This is a genomic window from Nocardia sp. NPDC057455, assembly GCF_042802775.1.
GTDB lineage: Bacteria > Actinomycetota > Actinomycetes > Mycobacteriales > Mycobacteriaceae > Nocardia.
In genome coordinates this window covers 35,436-55,012 of record NZ_JBHVDM010000006.1, presented here as the reverse complement: position 1 = coordinate 55,012, position 19,577 = coordinate 35,436, and the positions used below count along the sequence as shown (strand labels likewise).

Below are 19,577 nucleotides of genomic sequence, written 5' to 3'. Positions count from 1 at the left end.
GCCACGGCCCGGCGGGTGTCAGGGGTGGTGATGACGGTGATCGGTGGCGAAGTCGTCCGCGACGGTCGCGGCCAGCTCGACGTAGGCCCGCTTGGTCTGCTTGTGCAGCCGGTGCAGATCGATCTCCGCGCCCTCGGACATGTGCGGGTCGAACGGGATGACGTGCACCGCACGGCACCGGGACAGGAAGTACTCCCGTAGCTGCTGGATACCGACATTCGGCGATCCGGCCCGCGGGGAGTTGATCACCACCACCGCGTTGCGCACCAAGTGGTCGTGGCCGTGCAGCGACAACCAGTCCAAAGTCGCTGCGGCGCTGCGCGCTCCGTCGATGGCGGGGGAGGAGATCAGCACCAGCGAGTGCGCCAGGTCCAGTACACCGGCCATGGCCGAATGCATGAGTCCGGTACCGCAGTCGGTGAGGATGATGTTGTAGAACCGCTGCAGGATCCGGGCGACCGCGCGGTACTCGTCTTCGCTGAAGGCCTCCGATGCGGCCGGATCGCGTTCGCTGGCCAGCACTTCCAGGCGGCTCGTGGCCTGCGAGGTGTGCCTGCGCACATCCGAATAGCGCTGGATGGACGAATCGAGGAGCAGGTCGCGCACGGTGGACCTGGTCTGCAGTGGCACCCGCTGCGACAGTGTGCCGAAGTCGGGATTGGCGTCCACCGCGATCACGCGGTCGCCCCGGATGGAGGCGAAGATGGAGCCGATACCCATGGTGGTGGTGGTCTTTCCGACACCACCCTTGAGCGAGAGCACCGCGATCCGGTAGTCGCCGCGGACAGGCTGCCTGATCCGCGCGACCAGTTCCTGGAGTCTGCGTTCCTCGGCGGACATGCCGGGGTTGATCGAGCCGCCGGACACGTGGTGCACCGCCTTGCGCCACCCCGATCCCGGCGCCTTCTTGGCCCGGCGTAGCGGCACATTGTCCAGCGAAGGTTGCTGGAACGGCGCGCCCGGGGGCGGCGCGGGCGGCTGCGGATAACCCGGCGGCGTGCCCCACTGTCCGGGCTGCGGTGCGGGTTGCCCAGCGACGTGATACTGCGGTGGCGCGGAATGCGGTCCTACCGCACCCGATTCAGGCGCAGGAGACGGTGCGGCGGCATTGCCCCACTGGTCGACAGGGGCCGGAGGTGGGAAACCCGGCGTCTGACCACTCGCGAACCGCGTCGGCCCACCGGCGGGTACACCGCTCGCCGGGTGCGGGCCGCCCGCGTTGTGAGCCGTCTCCGGATGGTGCTGCGGAACCGGCTGCTGGTCGATTCTCGGTGCTTGTTCGACCGATGCCTGCGCAGCCGTTGGGTCGTTGGACTCGGCGGACATCCGGTGCCGCCCGCCACCGGCGACGGGTCGCGCCGACGCCGGACCGGCTTCCGTCGCATTGGTCCAGCTCGGTGTCGAGACGCCCGGATCGCTTTGCGTACCAGTCGTGTTCACCCACCCGGCCGGATCCGGCCGCGCGGCGGTTTCCGGCGCAGGGGCGGAGACAGGCGCGGAGGCGCTTCGAGGTGCGGGCGAAACCGGGACGGCCCCGCCCTGTCCGGCGTGCGGGACGGTCGCGGACGGAGCGATGAAGGGTTCCGTAGCGCCGTGATCCGCGGGCCCTTGGTGCGCTGCTGCCGGTGGGGAACCGGCGGGCAGGTGGTGTTCCCGCGTCACGCTGTCGGCCTGTGCGGCGATCTCGTTCGGCGCGGGCGGGAAACCGGTCTGGTCCGATGCGGTGTGACCGAGCCAGGGTGGCGGGCCGTCCGTACCGCGCGTCGGCCGGTGCTCGTCGTGCGCCGGAGCCATCGCGGGCGTGCCGGCCCCGCCGTCGTGTGGACGCTCGTGCGGCGCGGGCGGATCGGGCAGCGGTGGAAGACGGCGGGGTGCGTCCGTCGCGGATGTCCCGGCCTGCTCGGGCCGCGGCGCGGCGAGCCAGGGCGGCGGTCCGTCCGGCGTCACGGCGGTGGGCCCGGCTTGGGCGGCCTGCGGTGCCGGCACCTGACGATCATCTGAGAGCGTCTGGTGGGCATCGATCTGCGGCGCGGTGTCGCTCGCGCCCGGAGTGGGGCCACCCGACGATGTCGTCGGGAGCTGAACCGGCGGCGCGCTCGAACTCGGCAGAGCGGCGGTGTTCTGGTCGTGCGCCTGCTCGACCGGGCTGTAGCCGGTGGGTGGCATCGCCGGGTCGACGGTGGGCGGTGGCGTGGGTCGCACGCTCGTCGGCGTCGGCGAGTACCCGCTCTGCGATGCCGCGGGGTCCGGGTCGGACGGGTATCCGCCCCGGGACGGGGGAGCGGATGGGTCGCCGACGGTCGGAGCGGTCGGCTGGTTACCGGTCGGCCACGTCTGATCGGGGCCGGACGGCGGTATCTCCCTGGGCTCGCCGACCGGCCGCGCGGGCTCGGCCGGGGCCACCGGTGCGGCGGCCTGGCCGGTCGGTGCCGAGGTGGGCCAATGACTCGGCCGCACCGCCGACAGCGCGGCGTCGAGCCGAGGGTTGCCGGTGGACGGCCATCCGCCGTTCTGCGGTCCGAGCGGGGGTCGGCCGCCGGTGACCTGGCCGGGCGCGCTCTCGCCGCGCGAGGGCCGGACGGGGTCGTCGTTCGGCGCCCGACCGGGCTGCTCGTCGGCCGATGGGCGCGGCGGTGGTGGCGGGAGATCCGGTCTTTCGGGCGGCCGGTGCGTCGGCTGGTCGTTCGATACGGGCGGGTTCGCGGCCCTACTGCCCAGCGGCTGGAAACCGGGGGAGGGCTGCGAGGGGTTGCGGGTGGGCAGGCTGTGCTGTGGAGTGTTGTCGCGCTGTGGGATGTGGTCGGGCTGGGGCGGCGCCTGCCAGGAGTTTTCCTGCACCGGCGGGGTGGTGGCGTAGCCGGGCTGCTGCCAAACCTCTGGTGGGAGCTGAGCCGGCGCGGGCTCGTCCGGGACCGGCGCGGGCGGGCGGCCCACCTCGCTCTGCCGCTGTTCCTCGGCGGCGGGCCCGTCGTTCTTGTCGCGTCGCCAGCCCTTGCGGCGCTTCTCCGGGCGTGCGGCATCCGGGCGGTCCGCCTCGGGCGCGCGGTTCTTGAAACGGCCGCGCCTGCGGTTGGTGGTTTCCTCGATGAGATCGTCTTGCGGAAGATTCTGTACCGGCGCTTCGTAGCCGCTCTGGCCGACTTCGCTCTCCGACAGCCACGGCGGCAGCATGGGCAGGCCGTCATTGCTACGGCTCACGACTGCGCCTCGCTGCCGCTCGGCGCGCCGACGATGCGCTCGCTGCGTTCACTCACGACTTCCCTCGCTGCCGCTCGGCTCGGTCGTGGCCAGGGGCGCTCTACCGGTGACTCGCTCGCTATGCTGTCTCACGGCCTCGCCTCCCTGCCGCTCGCTTCGACCTGACCGAGGGTGCCTCCGCCGGTGGCTCGCTCGCTGCGCCGGCTCACGCATCCCCCTCGATCTGTTCGACCCAAATACCTGGACAGCGGCCAGTTTACGCGACAACCGGGTGCCGTCGTGTCGCAGCGTCCGAGGCCCGCCACGAGTGGGAAGAAGGCTGCGAAACCCCTGGCGACACGGGTATACAGGGAGGCATTTTTGCCCGATCCGGAACGGATCGGTAAGCTGGAGCGGCGGTGCACCTACGCGCCGCCTGTTTGTGTGCGAACGGTCCGCTCCGGCGGTCGGTCCATCCGAGCAGACTCAGGCAAACAAACCAGGTTGAGCGTAACCGGGATCGCGGAGGACATGGCGAAGAAAGACGGGGCCATCGAGGTCGAGGGTCGAGTTGTCGAACCGCTGCCCAATGCGATGTTCCGGATCGAGCTCGAGAACGGGCACAAGGTTCTCGCGCACATCAGCGGGAAGATGCGGCAGCACTACATTCGCATCCTCCCCGAGGACCGCGTTGTCGTCGAGCTCTCGCCCTACGACCTGTCGCGCGGCCGGATCGTATACCGCTACAAGTGATCGTGCCCGGCGCGATCGGGGCGATGCGAACCCGGCAGTCCCGGCGTGAGCCGGGGCCGAGTCGAAAGACTCACTACAGAACTTCCCCAGTCGTCGACTGGGGAAAAACTGTGTTCACACCCCTGTGAACCACAACAGATTGGACGGACGTGAAGGTTCAGCCGAGCGTCAAGAAGATCTGCGAGAAGTGCAAGGTGATCCGCCGTCACGGCCGGGTCATGGTGATCTGCGACAACCTGCGCCACAAGCAGCGCCAGGGCTGAGCGGAGGCGAGGGAGACCTCGTCTCACCCGCCCGAGGCTTGCCGGAGGCGCCGCTCGACGCGACACCAGCCAAGCACCGAACCGCAGTTCGGATTGGCAAGAAGAACTCCCAGCTCCAGCCGCACGCTGCGGATATCAGGGTTCGCCCTGGGCGTGTGCGCCTACCACCGGTTCGGAGGCCGGTGCCCCACCAAGACGAGGGGACGGACAGGGAGCAGACCTCCGCAACAATTAAGGAAACTGCCAGATGGCACGTCTCATGGGCGTCGACCTCCCGCGCGAGAAGCGCATGGAGATCGCACTGACCTACATTTTCGGCATCGGCCGTACCCGGTCGAAGGAGATCCTCGAGGCCACCGGCGTCAGCCCGGACCTGCGCTCGAAGGATCTCAGCGACGAGCAGGTCACGCAGCTGCGTGACTACATCGAGGGTTCGGCTCTCAAGGTCGAGGGTGACCTGCGCCGCGAGGTGCAGGCCGATATTCGCCGCAAGATCGAGATCGGCTGCTACCAGGGCCTGCGCCACCGTCGTGGCCTGCCCGTGCGTGGCCAGCGCACCAAGACCAACGCGCGCACCCGCAAGGGCCCGAAGCGCACCGTCGCCGGCAAGAAGAAGTAGGGATAACCGATGCCTCCGAAGTCCAGGGCCTCCGGCCCCAAGAAGACCCAGAAGTCGCGTCGCCGGGAAAAGAAGAACGTCCCGCACGGCCACGCGCACATCAAGAGCACGTTCAACAACACGATCGTGTCGATCACCGACCCGAGTGGCAACGTCATCTCCTGGGCGTCGTCGGGCCACGTCGGCTTCAAGGGTTCGCGCAAGTCGACCCCGTTCGCCGCGCAGCTCGCCGCCGAGAACGCCGCCCGCAAGGCGCAGGAGAACGGCGTCAAGAAGGTCGACGTGTTCGTGAAGGGCCCCGGCTCGGGCCGCGAGACCGCGATCCGCTCGCTGCAGGCCGCCGGCCTCGAAGTGGGCACGATCTCCGATGTCACCCCGCAGCCCCACAACGGCTGCCGTCCGCCCAAGCGGCGTCGCGTCTAGCGGGAAAGGAATAGCGAACAATGGCTCGTTACACAGGCCCTATCACCCGCAAGTCGCGTCGTCTGCGCGTCGACCTCGTCGGAGGCGACCAGGCGTTCGAACGTCGCCCCTACCCGCCCGGCCAGCACGGCCGCGCGCGGATCAAGGAGAGCGAGTACCTGCTCCAGCTGCAGGAGAAGCAGAAGGCCCGCTTCTCCTACGGTGTCATGGAGAAGCAGTTCCGCCGGTACTACGAGGAGGCCAACCGCCTCAAGGGCAAGACCGGTGACAACCTGCTGCGCCTGCTCGAGACCCGCCTGGACAACGTCGTGTACCGCGCAGGTCTGGCCCGTACCCGCCGGCAGGCTCGCCAGCTGGTCTCGCACGGCCACTTCCTGGTGAACAACAAGAAGGTCGACGTCCCCAGCTTCCAGGTCACCCAGTACGACATCATCGATGTCAAGGAGAAGTCGCTGGGCACCCTGCCGTTCCAGGTGGCGCGCGAGACCGTCGGCGACCGCCCGGTTCCGGGCTGGCTGCAGGTGATCCCGGGCCGGCTGCGGATCCTGGTCCACCAGGTGCCGGAGCGCGCCCAGATCGATGTGCCGCTGCAGGAACAGCTGATCGTCGAGTACTACTCGAAGTAATCGGCACGTGCTGCTGGTGCGTGGCCGTCCCGATCCGGTCGGCCACGCACAACCCCTGAGACGAGGCGTCAAATAGCGGGCGCCCAAAAAGGAGGATGATCCTAATGCTGATTTCACAGCGTCCGACGCTGACCGAAGAGGTCGTCGCCGAGAACCGCTCGAAGTTCACCATCGAACCGCTCGAGCCGGGCTTCGGTTACACCCTCGGCAACTCGCTGCGGCGTACCCTGCTGTCCTCGATTCCGGGGGCGGCGGTCACGAGCATCCGCATCGACGGCGTCCTGCACGAGTTCACCACCGTCCCGGGTGTGAAGGAGGATGTCACCGACATCATCCTGAACCTCAAGGGCCTGGTCGTGTCCTCGGAGGAGGACGAGCCGGTCACGATGTACGTGCGCAAGCAGGGTCCGGGCACCGTCACCGCCGGTGACATCGTCCCGCCCAGCGGCGTCGTGGTGCACAACCCGGACATGCACATCGCGACCTTGAACGACAAGGGCAAGCTGGAGATCGAGCTCGTCGTCGAGCGCGGTCGCGGCTACGTCCCCGCCGTGCAGAACAAGGCCTCCGGTGCGGAAATCGGCCGGATTCCGGTGGATTCGATCTACTCGCCGGTGCTGAAGGTGACCTACAAGGTCGAGGCCACCCGCGTCGAGCAGCGCACCGACTTCGACCGGCTCATCCTGGACGTGGAGACCAAGAACTCCATCAGCGCGCGGGACGCGCTCGCCTCGGCGGGCAAGACCCTGGTCGAGCTCTTCGGCCTGGCCCGCGAGCTGAACGTCGAAGCCGAGGGCATCGAGATCGGCCCCTCGCCGGCCGAGGCGGATCACATCGCCTCCTTCGGCCTGCCGATCGAGGACCTGGACCTCACCGTCCGGTCCTACAACTGCCTCAAGCGCGAGGGTGTGCACACCGTGGGCGAGCTGGTCGCCCGCACCGAGTCGGATCTGCTGGACATTCGCAACTTCGGCCAGAAGTCCATCGACGAGGTCAAGGTCAAGCTGCACGCGCTCGGCCTCTCGCTGAAGGACAGCCCGGCGTCGTTCGATCCGTCCAGCGTGGTCGGTTACGACGCGAGCACCGGCACGTGGAGCGACAGCGGCACGTTCAGTGACACCGATGGCGGCGAGCAGGACTACGCCGAGACCGAACAGCTCTAGGCCGCCGGGAAGGCCCCCGGCCCGGCCTCATATCCGCGGCGTGAGCGACGCGCCCGGAGGCGGTAGCAGAGCGTAACCACGCATGGCGCCGGGAGCGCCGCAAAGACACACAGGAGAACACCACAATGCCCAAGCCCAAGAAGGGTGCCCGCTTCGGCGGGTCGGCGTCGCACCAGAAGGCGATCTTCGCCAATCTGGCGACGGCGCTCTTCGAGCACGGCCGGATCACCACCACCGAGGCCAAGGCCAAGGCCGTGCGCCCCTACGCGGAGAAGCTGATCACCAAGGCGAAGGGCGGCACTCTGGCCGACCGTCGCGAGGTGCTGAAGGTCATTCGCAACAAAAGCGTCGTGCACGAGCTCTTCGCCGAGATCGGCCCGGCGTTCGAGGGGCGCGAGGGTGGCTACACCCGCATCACCAAGACGCTGCCGCGTAAGGGTGACAACGCGCCGATGGCGATCATCGAGCTGGTCCGGGAGAAGACCGTGACCAACGAGGCCGATCGCGCTCGTCGCGTCGCCGCGTCGAAGAAGGCGGAAGAGGCTCCGGCCGCCGAGGTCGTCGAGGAGGAGGCCGAGGAGGCCACCGACGAGACCACCGAGGCTCCGGCTGCCGACGAGGCCGCCGAGGACAAGAAGGACGCCTGACGCTGAGCGTCGGAGTTCGCGCACGAGCCCGCCACCCGCACTGGGTCGGCGGGCTCGTTCGTTTCGACCGGAGGATCATGTGACCGTGGAGGAAACGGTGGGATCGAGCGCGGACGTGCCATGCAACGGCATGTCGCGGGTCCGGCTGGACATCGCCTACGACGGCACGGACTTCATCGGCTGGGCACGCCAGCCAGGTCTGCGCACCGTGCAGGGCGTGCTCGAGGACGCGCTGAGCAAGGTGTTCCGCGAGCCGATCCAGCTGACCGTGGCGGGACGAACGGACGCGGGCGTGCACGCCGAAGCACAGGTCGCGCATTTCGACACGTCCGGGGAACTGGACGCGGAGAGGCTGGTGCACCGGATGGCGCGATTCCTGCCGAAGGACGTGCGGATCACGGGAGCGCGCTTGGCCGCGCCCGACTTCGACGCCCGGTTCTCCGCCATCCGCCGCCACTATGCCTATCGGTTGACCACCGCGCCGTATGGGGCGCAGCCGCTGCAAGCCCGCAGCGTGGTCGCTTGCCGGTCGGGCGTCGATGTCGGGGCCATGCGGGAGGCTTCGCGAACACTGTTGGGGCTGCATGATTTCGCCGCGTTCTGCCGACGCAGAGAAGGCGCGACGACGGTCCGGGAGTTGCAGCGCTTCGACTGGGTGCGCGACGGCGATCTGCTGGTCGCCTACGTCAGCGCCGACGCGTTCTGCTGGTCGATGGTCCGCAGCCTGGTGGGCGCGGTGCTCGCCGTCGGCGAGGGGCGGCGCACCGTGGCATGGGTCGCCGAGCTGCTGCGGGCGACGGAGCGCTCCAGTTCGGTCACCGTCGCTCCGGCACACGGTTTGAGCCTGATCGGCGTCGACTACCCGGCCGACGAAGAACTCGCCGCCCGCAACGCGCAGACGCGGGAGATGCGGTCGGTCCCGGTCCCGCAGGCGGGTTGCTGCGGCGATTAGGCATGTCAGAGCTGCCCGCACCCGCGCTCGGGTGCGGGCAGCGAGGCGGTCACTTCGATGATCGCGGATACTGCTGCGGGGCCTGCCCTTGCTGCTCGGCCTGCGTAGGCTGTCCGGGTCCACCCGATTGCGTTTCGATCGTCCTCGGTTCCTGGGACGCCCCGGAGATCTGGATGCGGCGCGGCTTCGCACGCTCCGCGATGGGGATCGTCACCGAGAGCACGCCGTTGTTGTAGGTCGCGCTGATGTTGTCGACGTCGACGTTCTCGCCGAGCGACATCTGGCGCATGAAGGTGCCCGCGAAGCGTTCCGAGGCGATCCACTGGACGCCTTCTTCGCTCGGCACGGTGCGTTGCGCCCGCAGAGAGAGCGTGCCGTTGTCGACACTGACATCGATCGAGCCGGGATCGACGCCGGGCAAGTCCGCGTTCAGGACGTAGTGATCTCCCGCCTTGAACAGATCCATCGGCATGAATCGCGGTGCGCGACCGGTTCCGGCGCTTTCCCCGAGCAATTGACGGGCGACGGTGTCGATGTCATGGAATGGATCGAATCTCAGCACAGCGATCACCTCCATCTCGTTAGTGGTGACGCCTGCCACGGCGGCGGGCGCCGATAGCTGTGCAATAGCCACAGTAGCGCTCTTGAAGCGGAAGAGCATCGGGCCGCGATCGCGATATCCGGTGGCACGGAATAGCCGCCCACGGGTACGTGTTGGGTCGGGACATGGCATTCGACAGTCTCGGACGGTTCGGAGTGTGGCGGGCGTTCAACGGGTTCAGCCCGGAGGAAGCACGGGAATTGGAGCAGCTGGGCTACGGCGCGCTGTGGTTGGGGGCCTCGCCGCCCGCGGACTTGGCGGTGGTCGAACCGCTGCTGGAGGCGACCGAAACGATCACCGTGGCCACCAGCATCGTGAACATCTGGGCGTCGCCCGCGAAGGAGACGGCCGACTCGTTCCACCGAATCGAGGCCCGCTTCCCCGGCCGGTTCCTGCTCGGCATCGGCGCGGGACACCCGGAGCACACCGGCGAGTACCGCAAGCCGTTCGAAGCGCTGGTCGAATACCTCGACGAGCTCGACGCCGCCGGAGTGCCCGCCGAACGACGTGCGGTGGCCGCACTCGGCCCCCGCGTGCTGAAGCTGGCCGCCGAGCGATCCCTGGGCCCGCTGCCGTACTTCGTCCCCGCGGCGCACACCGCGAAGGCTCGCGAGATCGTCGGCCCCGACGCGCTGCTGGCGACCGAGCACAAGGTGGTGCTGACCGACGACGCCCGGGCCGCGCATGCCGTTGCCGACCAGACCGTCGGGTTCTACCTGGGCCTGACCAACTACGCGTCGAACCTGCGCCGGTTCGGCTTCACCGACGCCGACCTCGCCGTCCCGCCCGGCGATCGCGTGTTCGACGCCGTCATCGCGCACGGCACGCCGGAACGGATCGCCGCCCGGCTGTCGGAGCACCTCGACGCCGGTGCCGACCATGTCGCGGTGCAGCTCCTCGGCGACAACTACCTCCCGGCGCTGCGCACCCTCGCTCCGCTGCTGACCGCGAAATCCTGAGTAGTCGCCTCCGGCCCCGCCCTGTTCGTCCGGGGCCGGAAGTGTTTCCGAGGATCGTCCTAAGGGACTGTTAGGAAGCATCGAGAGCCATTCCGCGCGCTTGTGACAGCCGCCACACTGATCTGCGACGACGTGATGAGGCGTCGGAGGAGGAGATCTTGTGACTACGACACAGCCCGTGAGCGAGCGCCGGGTGGTCGCGAACGTTCTACGCGGATCGATCGGCAACCTGGTCGAGTGGTACGACTGGTATGTCTATGCCGCGTTCAGCGTGTATTTCGCGAAGACGTTCTTTCCCCAGGACGATCCGACGGCGCAGCTGCTGTCCACCGCCGCTGTGTTCGCGGTCGGCTTCTTGATGCGCCCGATCGGCGGCTGGGCGCTGGGCCGATACGCCGACCGGTTCGGCCGGCGTTCGGCGCTTACCCTGTCGGTGACCGTGATGGCGGCGGGTTCACTGCTGATCGCGGTGACACCCGGCTACCAGACCATCGGTCTGGCCGCTCCGGCCCTGCTGCTGGTCGCCCGGCTCTTGCAGGGTCTGTCGGTCGGCGGTGAATACGCCACCAGCGCGACATATCTGTCCGAGGTGGCCTCGGCGGGCAGGCGCGGGTTCTACTCGAGTTTCCAATACGTGACGCTGGTGGCCGGCCAGCTCGTCGCGCTCGGGGTGCAGATCGTGCTGCAACAATTTCTCGACGCCGACCGGATGAACGACTGGGGTTGGCGGATTCCGTTCGTGATCGGCGCTGCCGGCGCGCTGATCGTGATGTGGCTGCGACGCGGCATGGACGAGTCCGAGCAGTTCCGCGCCGAATCCGCGCAGGCGTCGAAGGAGAACGCGACGGGCGCGGCGGTGTCCGCCGAAGCGGGGCAGTCGCGAGGTTCGCTGCGGATCCTGTTGCAATACCCCCGCGAGTGTCTGCTGGTCGTCGGGTTGACGCTGGGCGGAACGGTCGCGTTCTACACGTATACGACCTACATGCAGAAGTTCATGATCAACACCTCCGGCATCTCGAAATCGACGGTGGCGTGGATCAACTTCATCGCGCTGCTGGTCTTCGTGGTGCTGCAGCCACTGGCGGGCGCGCTGTCGGACCGGGTGGGCCGGCGCAAGCTGCTGATCTTCTTCGGCGTGGCGGGCACGCTGCTGACCGTGCCGATCATGACGGTGCTCGCGCACACCACCGATCCGGTCGCCGCGTGGGGCCTGATGATGGCCGCCCTGCTGATCATCACGGGATATACCTCGATCAACGCGATCGTGAAGGCCGAGCTCTTCCCGACGAAGATCCGCGCGCTCGGTGTCGGGCTGCCCTACGCCCTGACCGTCGCCATCTTCGGCGGCACCGCGGAGACTATCGCGCTGGCGCTGAAGAAGGCCGGGCACGAGTCGCTGTACTTCTGGTACGTCGCGGGCTGCATCGCCATCTCGCTGATCACCTACTACTTCATGCGGGAGACCTCGGCTTCGTCGCAGATCGACGCGGGCGCCGATACCGGGTCCGGCGCGGCGGCCCGGCCGGGACGGCCGATGGTCACCGTGCGTGACTGACCGTCCGGCAGACGCGCCGGTCCGCCCGCTGTGGGAGGATCGGCGCGTGCGGCTTGCGGTGGTCGAGGACGACGACGGCGTGGGAGACGCGCTGGTCGAGGCCCTGAACGCTCGCGGTTACCGCGCCGAACGCATGCGCCGCGGCGCGGACCTGCTGGTCGCGCATCGCGACTTCGACGCCGTAGTCCTCGATCTCGGACTGCCCGACGGAGACGGTCTGCAGGTGCTGCGCCGACTGCGCGAGGTGAGTGCGATCCCGGTGCTGATCCTGACCGCGCGCAGCGACGAACGGTCGATCGTGCGTGGCCTGCGCGGCGGTGCGGACGACTATCTGGTCAAGCCGCCGCGGATCGCGGAACTCGTCGCGCGGTTGGAGACGGTCGCCAGGCGGGCGGCCGCCGCGGCCAGGCAGGCTCAATCGGTGGTCGTCACCGGTGACGTGCGGGTGGACCTGGGGGCCCGCGTGGTCGAGGTCGCCGGTACGCCGGTGCCGCTGACACAGAAGGAGTTCGAGTTGGTCGAGGCGCTGGTGGAACGGCCGGGGGCCGCGGTGAGCCGCCAGCAGTTGATGGATCGCATCTGGGGTGATGCCTTCGTCGCGGTATCGCGTTCGCTGGATGTGCACATGACCGGCCTGCGAGCGAAGCTGAACCGGCCCGGCCTGATCACCACCATCCGCGGCTACGGGTATCGGTGGGGACAGTGAGCGCGGTCCGGCGGGCCGGAGGTATGCCATGCGGCGTCGCTTGCTCGTCGCGCTGACGCTGTTCGCGGCCATCGCGGTGCTGGCCTTCGCGGTGCCGCTGTCGCTGACCATCGCCACCAGTCGCACCCAGCAGCTGGTGCTGGCGCGCTCCGGGGACGCCGACCGCTTCGCCACCCTGGCCGACGACGCGGTCACCACGGGTGACAGCCGCGCGCTGGCCGACGAGGTACTCCGCTATCACGACTTGTACGGCGAGAACGTGCTGGTGGTCGACGCCAGGGGAGCGACGACGGTGAACGCGGGGACGGACGTGAACGGTCATGGGATCACTGCGGCGGTAGCGGCCGCGCGCCGCAATCAGCGCCCGTACGCGGCGGACAAGCTGACGCCATGGGGCGCGCCGACCATGCTGGTCGCGCGGCCGGTCGGCACCGGTGTGCAGGTGAACGGAGCCGTAGTGATCGAGGCGTCGACGGCCCGTGCTCGTGGTGACATCGCGCGGGCCTGGGCGGTGATCGTCCTGGGCGGGGTCGTCGCGATGACGTTGTTCGTGCTGTTGGCGGTGACGATCGGCCGCTGGGTGCTGCGGCCGCTTGCGGCGCTGTCGCAAGGTGTGGCGGGGTTGACCGCGACGCTGCCCAAACCGCGCGCCGAGACATTCGCTCCCGTCTCGATCGCGGGGCGCTACGGCGGGCCGCCGGAAATGCGCGCGCTGGCGGAGTCCTTCGACGCGATGGCGCTGGCCGTCGCCGATTCGACGGACGCGCAGCGCCAGCTGGTCGCCGACACCGCACACGCGATGCGCAACCCGCTGGCCGCACTGACCATTCGCCTGGATTCGTTGGAGCCCGCGATTCCGGCGAGCGCGGCAAGCATCTTCCGCAGCGCGGGCGCCGAAGTCGACCGGCTCACCGCGCTGCTCGACGGCCTGCTCAGTCTGGCCGTCGCCGAGACGCCCGCGGCGTTCGACGTCGCGCGCACCGCCGAGGGCGACAACCAGGGCGACGCCGTGCAGGTGGTGGCCGACCGATTCGACGCCTGGTGCTCGGCGTTCGAGGCGGCCGGACAGGAACTGCGGGTAGCGCCCCTGGCCGAGCGCGCCGACGTCGCAGTCCCCGCCGACGTGCTCGCGCAGATACTCGACGTACCGCTGAGCAACGCCACACGCTACGCGGGGGCGGGCGCGCACGTCGATCTCGTCGTCGCGACCGAGCCGGGCTGGGTCACGGTGACAGTCCGCGACGACGGCACCGGTGTTCCCGTCGATGAGATAGACAAGCTGACCACGCGCTTCTTCCGTGGTTCCGCCGCGGCGACCGGTGGCTCCGGACTGGGCCTGCCGATCGCCTCGGCGTTGGCGCAGGCGCGCGGTGGCGCTCTCACCGTGGCGGCGACGCGTCCGCACGGTCTAGCGGTGACTGTGCGTTTGCCCGCGGCGGAGGCCCGATGACCGGCCGCGAGTCGATGCTCCAGCGCGGTCTCGATCGACGCGGCTTCTTCGCACTGGCCGCCGCAGCGGGTGTCGCCGGCTGCGCCCCGAGCGGCCGGGGAGCTACGGTGCGGCTGGCATCCGGCGAGGTCGGCGGCTTCTATCACGCCTTCGCGGGGCTGCTCGGCCTGGCCGCCGCGGACATCGGAGACGTGCGGATCGAGCGGGTCACCACCTCGGGCTCGCAAGCCAATCTGGCGTTGCTGGCGCGCGGCGAGGTCGATGCCGCGCTGGCGCTCGCGGATTCGGTGCCTGGCAACGCCGATCGGGTGTGCGCGCTGGGGCGGGTCTACGAGAACTACCTGCAGTTGGTCGTGCGCTCGGACAGCTCGATCGGCTCGGTCGCGGATCTGCGCGGAACACGGGTGAGTCTGGGCGCGGAAGGTTCGGGCGCGGCCCTGACCGGCGAACGGATCCTGCGCGTCGCGGGCCTGGACCCGCATGCCGACGTGGCGATCTCGCATCGCCCACTGGCGGAGGCGGTGGCCGCCCTGACCGCGGGCGAGGCCGATGCGTTGTTGTGGGCGGGCGGCGTGCCGACCGCGCTGCTGGCGGTGCCGAGCCGGATGCGGTTGGTGGACATGGGTGAGCTGGCCGCACCGATGCGGGAGTGGTTCGGGCCGGTGTACGACCGGGTCGCGATCCCCGCGGACGCCTATCCGGGCGGTGTCTCCGTGCACACCATCGGGGTGGCCAATCTCTTGCTCGCGGCACGCACCATCCCCGACGAAGTGGCCGCTTCGATCGTCGAACTGCTGGTGTGGCACGCGGACGCGCTGGTGCCCACCGAGGCGGCGGGCACCCAGTTCCTCGACGGCCGGTCGCTGATCAGCACCGGTTCGATTCCGCTACATCCAGGCGCGGCCGCGGTCTATCGCCGCTGGCACGGATAGCTGGGTCAGGACCGGACCAAGCGGGCGATGGCGTCGGTGGCTTCCTTGATCTTGGCTTCGGCCTCCGGGCCGCCCGCGACTGCCGCGTCCACCACGCAGTGGCTGATATGGTCCTCCAGCAGGCCCATCGCCACCGCTTGCAGCGCTTTGGTCATGGCGGAGACCTGGGTGAGGATGTCGATGCAGTACTTCTCCTCCTCGACCATCCGCTGCAGACCGCGCGCTTGGCCCTCGATGCGCCGCAGCCGCTTGAGGTAGTCGTCCTTGGCGGTGATGTAGCCGTGTGCGGCATGGTCGGCCGCTGTGTGGTCGTGGGGCGAAGCTGCCACCGATGTCTCCTCGCTGCTTGCCGGTCGCCGGGACCGGGATAATACCCCCCTAGGGTACATTTTCCGGGCCGCTTTGTCAGGTCGGGCCGCTCGGCGATCACCCGGCGTGGCGAATGCGGCCGGTGGGAGCGGCGGCGCGCCGCTACGCCGAGCAGGCGTAACGCGGATCCCGGCGCGCGACGGCTGTGGCGGGACGAGACAATCGGGGTATGAGTTCGCACCCCCGGCCCGCGCTCGCCGTCATCGGCGGCAGCGGCTTCTACGATTTCTTCGACAACGAGGCGACCACCATCGAGGTCGAGACTCCCTATGGCGCCCCGAGCGCGGGTATCGCCGTCGGAGAGGTGGAGGGCAGGCCGGTGGCGTTCCTGCCGCGACACGGCAAGAACCACGAGTTCGCGCCGCACACCCTGCCCTACCGGGCCAACCTGTGGGCCCTGCGCTCACTGGGCGTGCGCCGGATCTTCGCGCCCTGCGCGGTCGGCAGCCTGCGGGCGGACTGGGGCCCCGGTACGGTCGCGGTGCCGGATCAGCTGGTCGACCGGACGTCCGGCCGTCCGCAGACCTTTTTCGACGGCGGCGGCATCCACGTGTCCTTCGCTGATCCGTACTGCGAGGAACTGCGCGCCGCCGCCATCAAGGCCGAGTCCGACGCGCTGCACATGATGCACGCGGCCACGATGGTCGTGGTCGAGGGACCGCGCTTCTCCACCCGTGCCGAGAGCCGGTGGTTCGCCGCGCAGGGCTGGGACCTGGTGAACATGACCGGCCATCCGGAGGCGGTGCTCGCCCGCGAACTCGAAATGTGCTACGCCGCAGTCGCTCTCGTGACCGATTTGGACGCCGGTCTGGAGGAGGGCGAGGGGGTGCACGCTGTCGATGTCTTCGCCGAGTTCAAGCGCAACCTCGCGCCGTTCAAGGAACTGATCCGGCGCGCGGTAGCCGGAGTCGACGGTACCGACACGTGTGACCGCTGCCGCGTCCACGCGGGAGTGTCGCTGCCGTTCGAACTGCCCTGAGTCGACGCAGGGTGCTGGTCACGCGGACGTTCTGCGGGCACTGAGCCGGGTGCCGCGGACACCGATCCGGTGGACAACCGATACCGCATCGGTGATGTCCGTCATCGGCCCGCCGGTGGCCGTCGGCTCGGCATCGGCGCGAACGTTTCGGCGTGGTCGGCTGCCCATTGCTCGAAGGTGCGCGGTGATCGCCCGGTCACCTGCTCCACGGTCGGGTAGAGCGTCGTCTCGCGTCACTGTCCGCCGGCCGCAGCGCCTGCGCGCCGGTGCGCGGCGGCGAACAGGTCCCGAGTTAGGCTCGCGCGGTGGATACTCCGTTGCGGCTCGAGGTCATCGTGGCCAGTGTGCGTCCGGAGCGGTTCGCGCCGGTGGTCGCGGACTGGTTCCTGCGTACCGTGCGCGCGCATACCGAATTCGACACGGGCGTCATCGATCTCGCGCACACGCCGTTGCCGGTCGAGCTCACCGAGAGCGACGAGACCACGGCCTATCGCGCGCGACTGCGGGGTGCCGACGCGTTCGTCGTCGTCACCTCGGAGTACAACCACGGCTATCCGGCGTCACTGAAGACGGCCTTCGACACCGCGAAACACGAGTGGCGCGCGAAACCCATCGCTTTCGTCTCCTACGGGGGACTCTCCGGTGGCCTGCGTGCGGTGGAGCAGTTGCGCCAGGTCGTCGCCGAGATCCATATGGTGTCGGTCCGTGAGACGGTCAGCTTCCACCAGGCCAAGAAACGGTTCGACGAGACGGGCGACACCCGCGACGGCGCCGCCATCGATGCGGCAGAACGAATGTTGCGTCAATTGGCTTGGTGGGCACGCACTTTGCGAGCCGCCCGGGCTGCCGATCCGTATCCCGGTTAGCCCTCACTGGGCCGCCGCGACGCGTTCGCCGCGCGACTCGCCATGTATGTGTCCTCGCTGGGATATCGGCACCAGCCTCAGGTGGGCCTGGCCGTGCTGGTGCGCAGCGCCACGTGGTTGCCGATCGCGCGCCGGGTTGGTTGATGCGCAGATCGACGCGATCGGAGGACCCACGAATCGGGACACCGGTCACGTAGGGTGCGAACACGCCCCGACTGTCAGGTAGACCCCGTTTACGTTGTCGTCGGAAAAGCATGCCGCCACGAGGCCATTCCGTCGACCGACGTAATCGCGATCGATGGAATGGCCCCGATCGAACGCTTTCACGTTCGGCTTGCCGCGTGAGTGAGTTCGTCGCGAGATGAGTCGGCGATTACCAGTTCGCGGCCCACACGTACTTGAACTTCTCCTTGTCCGGCTGTTGTGTGTAGCAGTGACTGATCGTCGGATGCTGAGCCTTGAGCTCCTTGCGTGCCGACTCACAGTCCCTCTGGGTGTTGCAGCGGACGCCGAAACCACCGGTTTTACAGCTGGATGGCAGCGCACTCGCGACGCCAGGATTCAGCACCGCCGAAGTGACGCCTATGGCCAACAGCGACGTGAACAAATAAACCGAAGCCCTCATGAATTTCCCCTCCTGGAACTCCCGACCAGGACGGCCCGAATTCGCGCCGCCATGCGAGACGTTAGCTTTCCGATTTCTGAGCCGTCAAGCCGATACCCTCGCGGGCCGATGCAACGTCGAATTCCCTCGAGCGCACGGTCGCTCGCGCGGCTCGTGCTACTGCGGCTGCATTGCCCGACGGCCGCGCGGCTGGCCGATGTAGGTGGCCTCGCTGGGGATCGACACCAGCGTCAGGTCGACCTGCGCTGTGCCGGTGCGCAGCGCCACATGGTTGCCGATCGCGCCGGGCTGGTGGATGGCCAGGTCGGGACGGCTGGCGGGCCAGCCCATCGGATCACCCGTGACGTAGATGGTGGTGACGCCCGCGTGCGGAGCGGGCGCGAGCACCCCGTCCACCACCGTGGCGGTGAATCCCGCGTCGGACTGGTGGGTTTCGACCGCGATGGTCAGTCGCTCCGGATTGCCGATCGTGGTGACCAGGTTCTCCCATGCCCGCGCCCGATCGGTGCGGATCAGAATCCGTTCGCCGACCGCCAGGGCGCGGAACACCAACTGCTGGGCCAGATACAGCTCGCCCGCGACATACACCGTCGAGATTCCCGCGCCCACGATGCGGACCGCCACGCCGTTTCCCTCGTCGTCCGAGCCGATCAGCTGGCCACAGCCGGAAGAGGGCAAGTGCAGATCGTCGACGACGTCGATCAGGTGCTCGATCATCGGGACGGTGTCGTCCACACCGGGAACTGCGATGGGCAGATGGGCCAGCAGCCCGTCGCGGTGGCGTCCGTTCATCGAGATCATGCCGGGCAACTCGGACCGTTCCGGCAGCTCCCGCGCGGTCAACCGCCAGGCGGCGCCGATGCTCACCGATTCGGCCGAGCTGCCGGGACGCAGCCGTACAGCCACCGTCGTTCCACGCGAGGGAGCTACCCAGAGCTGGGCGAGCAGGTCGGATTCGAGCCGCTTTGGATCCACCGCGCTGCCGATGTTCACGTTGTTGCCGACTTCGGCATAGCGCCAGCTGTGTTCGAGCGCGCGCGGGTCGTAGCCGCCGGTGATCTGCAGGACCGCTTTGCGAATCTCGGGCGCCGTCAGGATTCGGGCGTTGCAGTCGGCGTCCTCGAGCGTGCGCATGATCCGCTGGGTGGCGATGGTGACCGCGCGTGAGGCGCCTTCGGCTCCGCCGCCGCGCCGGGCCGCGGCCTCCGGGCAGGCCACCGCGTCGAAGCTGATCGCCAGCCACACCGTGCGGTGGGCGGTGGCGGGCAGCGGGCCGAGCAGTGATTCGTAGATCTTGCCCGCGGGCGTGCCGGAACGGCTGCGGTGCCCGTGGCTGACGATGTCGATGCCGCTGAGCAGGATGTCGTGCTGGTTCAAGCATTTGGCCAGCTCGGCCAGCGGGAGCAGGTGCGAGGCAAGCACCGTGGTGCGGGCGATTCTGGTCAGCCCGCCGGGCGGAGGCAGCACCTCGACCACCGTCACCACGCGGCTACCGTCCCAGTACAGGCCGAGCGAGCGTCCATCCGTGCCACGGAAGTCGACGGTGTCGCCGAGCTCGTAGTCACGGTGCGTGAGATAGCGCCACCATGTGGCGATCCAGTCCAGCAGAGTGCGTTTGGCGACGGGAATCAACGGGATCAGAACGACGACCACCGCTACCGCGAACGCGGGAAGCCCCGGCAGACCGGCGAACAGCGCGACAACTCCGGCGAACAACCCGATGATCTGCGCGATCAGCAGGTTCTGCATCGAGACCCGCCCGAGAAGCGGTCGTGGTCCCGCGCCTGCCGGTTCCGCCATCCTCGTCCCCCAAGTACCCGATATCGGCCGGTTTGCTGTGGCCGAGCTGAACAAGAGTCCTCGGGAACTGTACTGTGTTCCGCGAACGTGAGCACTGTTCGGGGGAGGAATA

The 19,577-nt window shown here is 68.8% G+C and carries 19 protein-coding genes; 15 read left to right on the top strand and 4 right to left on the bottom strand.

Annotated features, from left to right (window positions below; genetic code table 11):
* Window positions 1-18 precede the first annotated feature (18 nt).
* Entirely contained in the window at window positions 19-3,198 is a 3,180-nt protein-coding gene (locus ACFU5M_RS03980; protein WP_379043289.1) for an AAA family ATPase, read from the bottom strand.
* 510 nt (window positions 3,199-3,708) lie between these two features.
* On the opposite strand from ACFU5M_RS03980, the gene infA reads away from it, so the two are divergent.
* The 8 genes from infA (at window position 3,709) to truA (ending at window position 8,623) form a co-directional block, all read left to right on the top strand.
* Window positions 3,709-3,930: a translation initiation factor IF-1 gene (gene infA / locus ACFU5M_RS03975; RefSeq protein WP_003418601.1), complete on the top strand. Its 222-nt coding sequence runs from the start codon at window positions 3,709-3,711 to the stop codon at window positions 3,928-3,930.
* 149 nt (window positions 3,931-4,079) lie between these two features.
* Window positions 4,080-4,193: a 50S ribosomal protein L36 gene (rpmJ, locus tag ACFU5M_RS03970; RefSeq protein WP_011207363.1), complete on the top strand. Its 114-nt coding sequence runs from the start codon at window positions 4,080-4,082 to the stop codon at window positions 4,191-4,193.
* Between the two features lie 247 nt (window positions 4,194-4,440).
* Entirely contained in the window at window positions 4,441-4,812 is a 372-nt protein-coding gene (gene rpsM / locus ACFU5M_RS03965) for a 30S ribosomal protein S13 (RefSeq protein WP_379043286.1), read from the top strand.
* Between the two features lie 9 nt (window positions 4,813-4,821).
* Window positions 4,822-5,235 (top strand): 30S ribosomal protein S11, encoded by a 414-nt coding sequence (gene rpsK / locus ACFU5M_RS03960; RefSeq protein ID WP_014349147.1) that lies wholly within the window; start codon window positions 4,822-4,824, stop codon window positions 5,233-5,235.
* Window positions 5,236-5,255: 20 nt separating this feature from the next.
* Window positions 5,256-5,861 (top strand): 30S ribosomal protein S4, encoded by a 606-nt coding sequence (gene rpsD / locus ACFU5M_RS03955; RefSeq protein ID WP_040864912.1) that lies wholly within the window; start codon window positions 5,256-5,258, stop codon window positions 5,859-5,861.
* Between the two features lie 104 nt (window positions 5,862-5,965).
* Window positions 5,966-7,024 (top strand): DNA-directed RNA polymerase subunit alpha, encoded by a 1,059-nt coding sequence (locus tag ACFU5M_RS03950; protein WP_039796155.1) that lies wholly within the window; start codon window positions 5,966-5,968, stop codon window positions 7,022-7,024.
* Between the two features lie 125 nt (window positions 7,025-7,149).
* A complete protein-coding gene (rplQ, locus tag ACFU5M_RS03945; protein WP_379043281.1) occupies window positions 7,150-7,671 on the top strand; it encodes a 50S ribosomal protein L17 in 522 nt (173 codons plus the stop codon).
* Window positions 7,672-7,801: 130 nt separating this feature from the next.
* Window positions 7,802-8,623 (top strand): tRNA pseudouridine(38-40) synthase TruA, encoded by an 822-nt coding sequence (gene truA, locus ACFU5M_RS03940; protein WP_379043425.1) that lies wholly within the window; start codon window positions 7,802-7,804, stop codon window positions 8,621-8,623.
* A gap of 49 nt (window positions 8,624-8,672) precedes the next feature.
* On the opposite strand, the gene ACFU5M_RS03935 is transcribed toward truA, so the two are convergent.
* On the bottom strand, window positions 8,673-9,185 hold the full coding sequence (locus ACFU5M_RS03935) for an Hsp20/alpha crystallin family protein (protein WP_379043422.1): 513 nt from the start codon (window positions 9,183-9,185) through the stop codon (window positions 8,673-8,675).
* A 164-nt stretch (window positions 9,186-9,349) separates the two neighbouring features.
* Between ACFU5M_RS03935 and ACFU5M_RS03930 the strand changes: the two genes are divergently transcribed.
* The 5 genes from ACFU5M_RS03930 to ACFU5M_RS03910 all read left to right on the top strand — a co-directional run bounded on the left by ACFU5M_RS03930 (window position 9,350) and on the right by ACFU5M_RS03910 (window position 14,826).
* Window positions 9,350-10,183, top strand: coding sequence for an LLM class F420-dependent oxidoreductase (locus ACFU5M_RS03930; protein WP_379043278.1), 834 nt, complete (start codon window positions 9,350-9,352; stop codon window positions 10,181-10,183).
* Between the two features lie 160 nt (window positions 10,184-10,343).
* Complete coding sequence (locus ACFU5M_RS03925) at window positions 10,344-11,738, top strand: MFS transporter (protein WP_379043275.1); 1,395 nt, start codon at window positions 10,344-10,346, stop codon at window positions 11,736-11,738.
* A 46-nt stretch (window positions 11,739-11,784) separates the two neighbouring features.
* Window positions 11,785-12,444 (top strand): response regulator transcription factor, encoded by a 660-nt coding sequence (locus tag ACFU5M_RS03920; RefSeq protein ID WP_379043420.1) that lies wholly within the window; start codon window positions 11,785-11,787, stop codon window positions 12,442-12,444.
* Between the two features lie 28 nt (window positions 12,445-12,472).
* On the top strand, window positions 12,473-13,894 hold the full coding sequence (locus ACFU5M_RS03915; RefSeq protein WP_379043272.1) for a sensor histidine kinase: 1,422 nt from the start codon (window positions 12,473-12,475) through the stop codon (window positions 13,892-13,894).
* Entirely contained in the window at window positions 13,891-14,826 is a 936-nt protein-coding gene (locus ACFU5M_RS03910) for a TAXI family TRAP transporter solute-binding subunit (protein WP_379043269.1), read from the top strand. Before ACFU5M_RS03915 ends, ACFU5M_RS03910 begins: the two co-directional genes overlap by 4 nt.
* A 5-nt stretch (window positions 14,827-14,831) precedes the next feature.
* On the opposite strand, the gene ACFU5M_RS03905 is transcribed toward ACFU5M_RS03910, so the two are convergent.
* Window positions 14,832-15,155 carry a metal-sensitive transcriptional regulator gene (locus tag ACFU5M_RS03905; protein WP_355076219.1) on the bottom strand — a complete coding sequence of 108 codons (324 nt, stop codon included), beginning with the start codon at window positions 15,153-15,155 and terminating at the stop codon, window positions 14,832-14,834.
* A gap of 209 nt (window positions 15,156-15,364) precedes the next feature.
* Here ACFU5M_RS03905 and ACFU5M_RS03900 point away from each other — a divergent pair, with 209 nt between their 5' ends.
* Window positions 15,365-16,174, top strand: coding sequence for an S-methyl-5'-thioadenosine phosphorylase (locus tag ACFU5M_RS03900; RefSeq protein WP_379043265.1), 810 nt, complete (start codon window positions 15,365-15,367; stop codon window positions 16,172-16,174).
* A gap of 305 nt (window positions 16,175-16,479) precedes the next feature.
* The gene (locus ACFU5M_RS03895) at window positions 16,480-17,040 is read left to right on the top strand and encodes an NADPH-dependent FMN reductase (protein ID WP_379043262.1); all 561 of its coding nucleotides are present in this window, start codon (window positions 16,480-16,482) and stop codon (window positions 17,038-17,040) included.
* Window positions 17,041-17,821: 781 nt separating this feature from the next.
* Here the strand turns inward: ACFU5M_RS03895 and eccE are convergent.
* Window positions 17,822-19,465: a type VII secretion protein EccE gene (gene eccE, locus ACFU5M_RS03890; RefSeq protein ID WP_379043259.1), complete on the bottom strand. Its 1,644-nt coding sequence runs from the start codon at window positions 19,463-19,465 to the stop codon at window positions 17,822-17,824.
* Window positions 19,466-19,577: the final 112 nt, after the last annotated feature.

Excerpts from the sequence above, each read along its gene's own strand:
- ACFU5M_RS03950 (WP_039796155.1), top strand. The coding sequence starts at position 5,966 with ATGCTGATTTCACAGCGTCCGACGCTGACCGAAGAGGTCGTCGCCGAG.
- rpsK (WP_014349147.1), top strand. The coding sequence starts at position 4,822 with ATGCCTCCGAAGTCCAGGGCCTCCGGCCCCAAGAAGACCCAGAAGTCG.
- ACFU5M_RS03910 (WP_379043269.1), top strand. The coding sequence starts at position 13,891 with ATGACCGGCCGCGAGTCGATGCTCCAGCGCGGTCTCGATCGACGCGGC.
- rplQ (WP_379043281.1), top strand. The coding sequence starts at position 7,150 with ATGCCCAAGCCCAAGAAGGGTGCCCGCTTCGGCGGGTCGGCGTCGCAC.
- ACFU5M_RS03915 (WP_379043272.1), top strand. The coding sequence starts at position 12,473 with ATGCGGCGTCGCTTGCTCGTCGCGCTGACGCTGTTCGCGGCCATCGCG.
- rpsM (WP_379043286.1), top strand. The coding sequence starts at position 4,441 with ATGGCACGTCTCATGGGCGTCGACCTCCCGCGCGAGAAGCGCATGGAG.
- ACFU5M_RS03900 (WP_379043265.1), top strand. The coding sequence starts at position 15,365 with ATGAGTTCGCACCCCCGGCCCGCGCTCGCCGTCATCGGCGGCAGCGGC.
- infA (WP_003418601.1), top strand. The coding sequence starts at position 3,709 with ATGGCGAAGAAAGACGGGGCCATCGAGGTCGAGGGTCGAGTTGTCGAA.
- rpsD (WP_040864912.1), top strand. The coding sequence starts at position 5,256 with ATGGCTCGTTACACAGGCCCTATCACCCGCAAGTCGCGTCGTCTGCGC.
- truA (WP_379043425.1), top strand. The coding sequence starts at position 7,802 with ATGTCGCGGGTCCGGCTGGACATCGCCTACGACGGCACGGACTTCATC.
- ACFU5M_RS03930 (WP_379043278.1), top strand. The coding sequence starts at position 9,350 with ATGGCATTCGACAGTCTCGGACGGTTCGGAGTGTGGCGGGCGTTCAAC.
- eccE (WP_379043259.1), bottom strand. The coding sequence starts at position 19,465 with ATGGCGGAACCGGCAGGCGCGGGACCACGACCGCTTCTCGGGCGGGTC.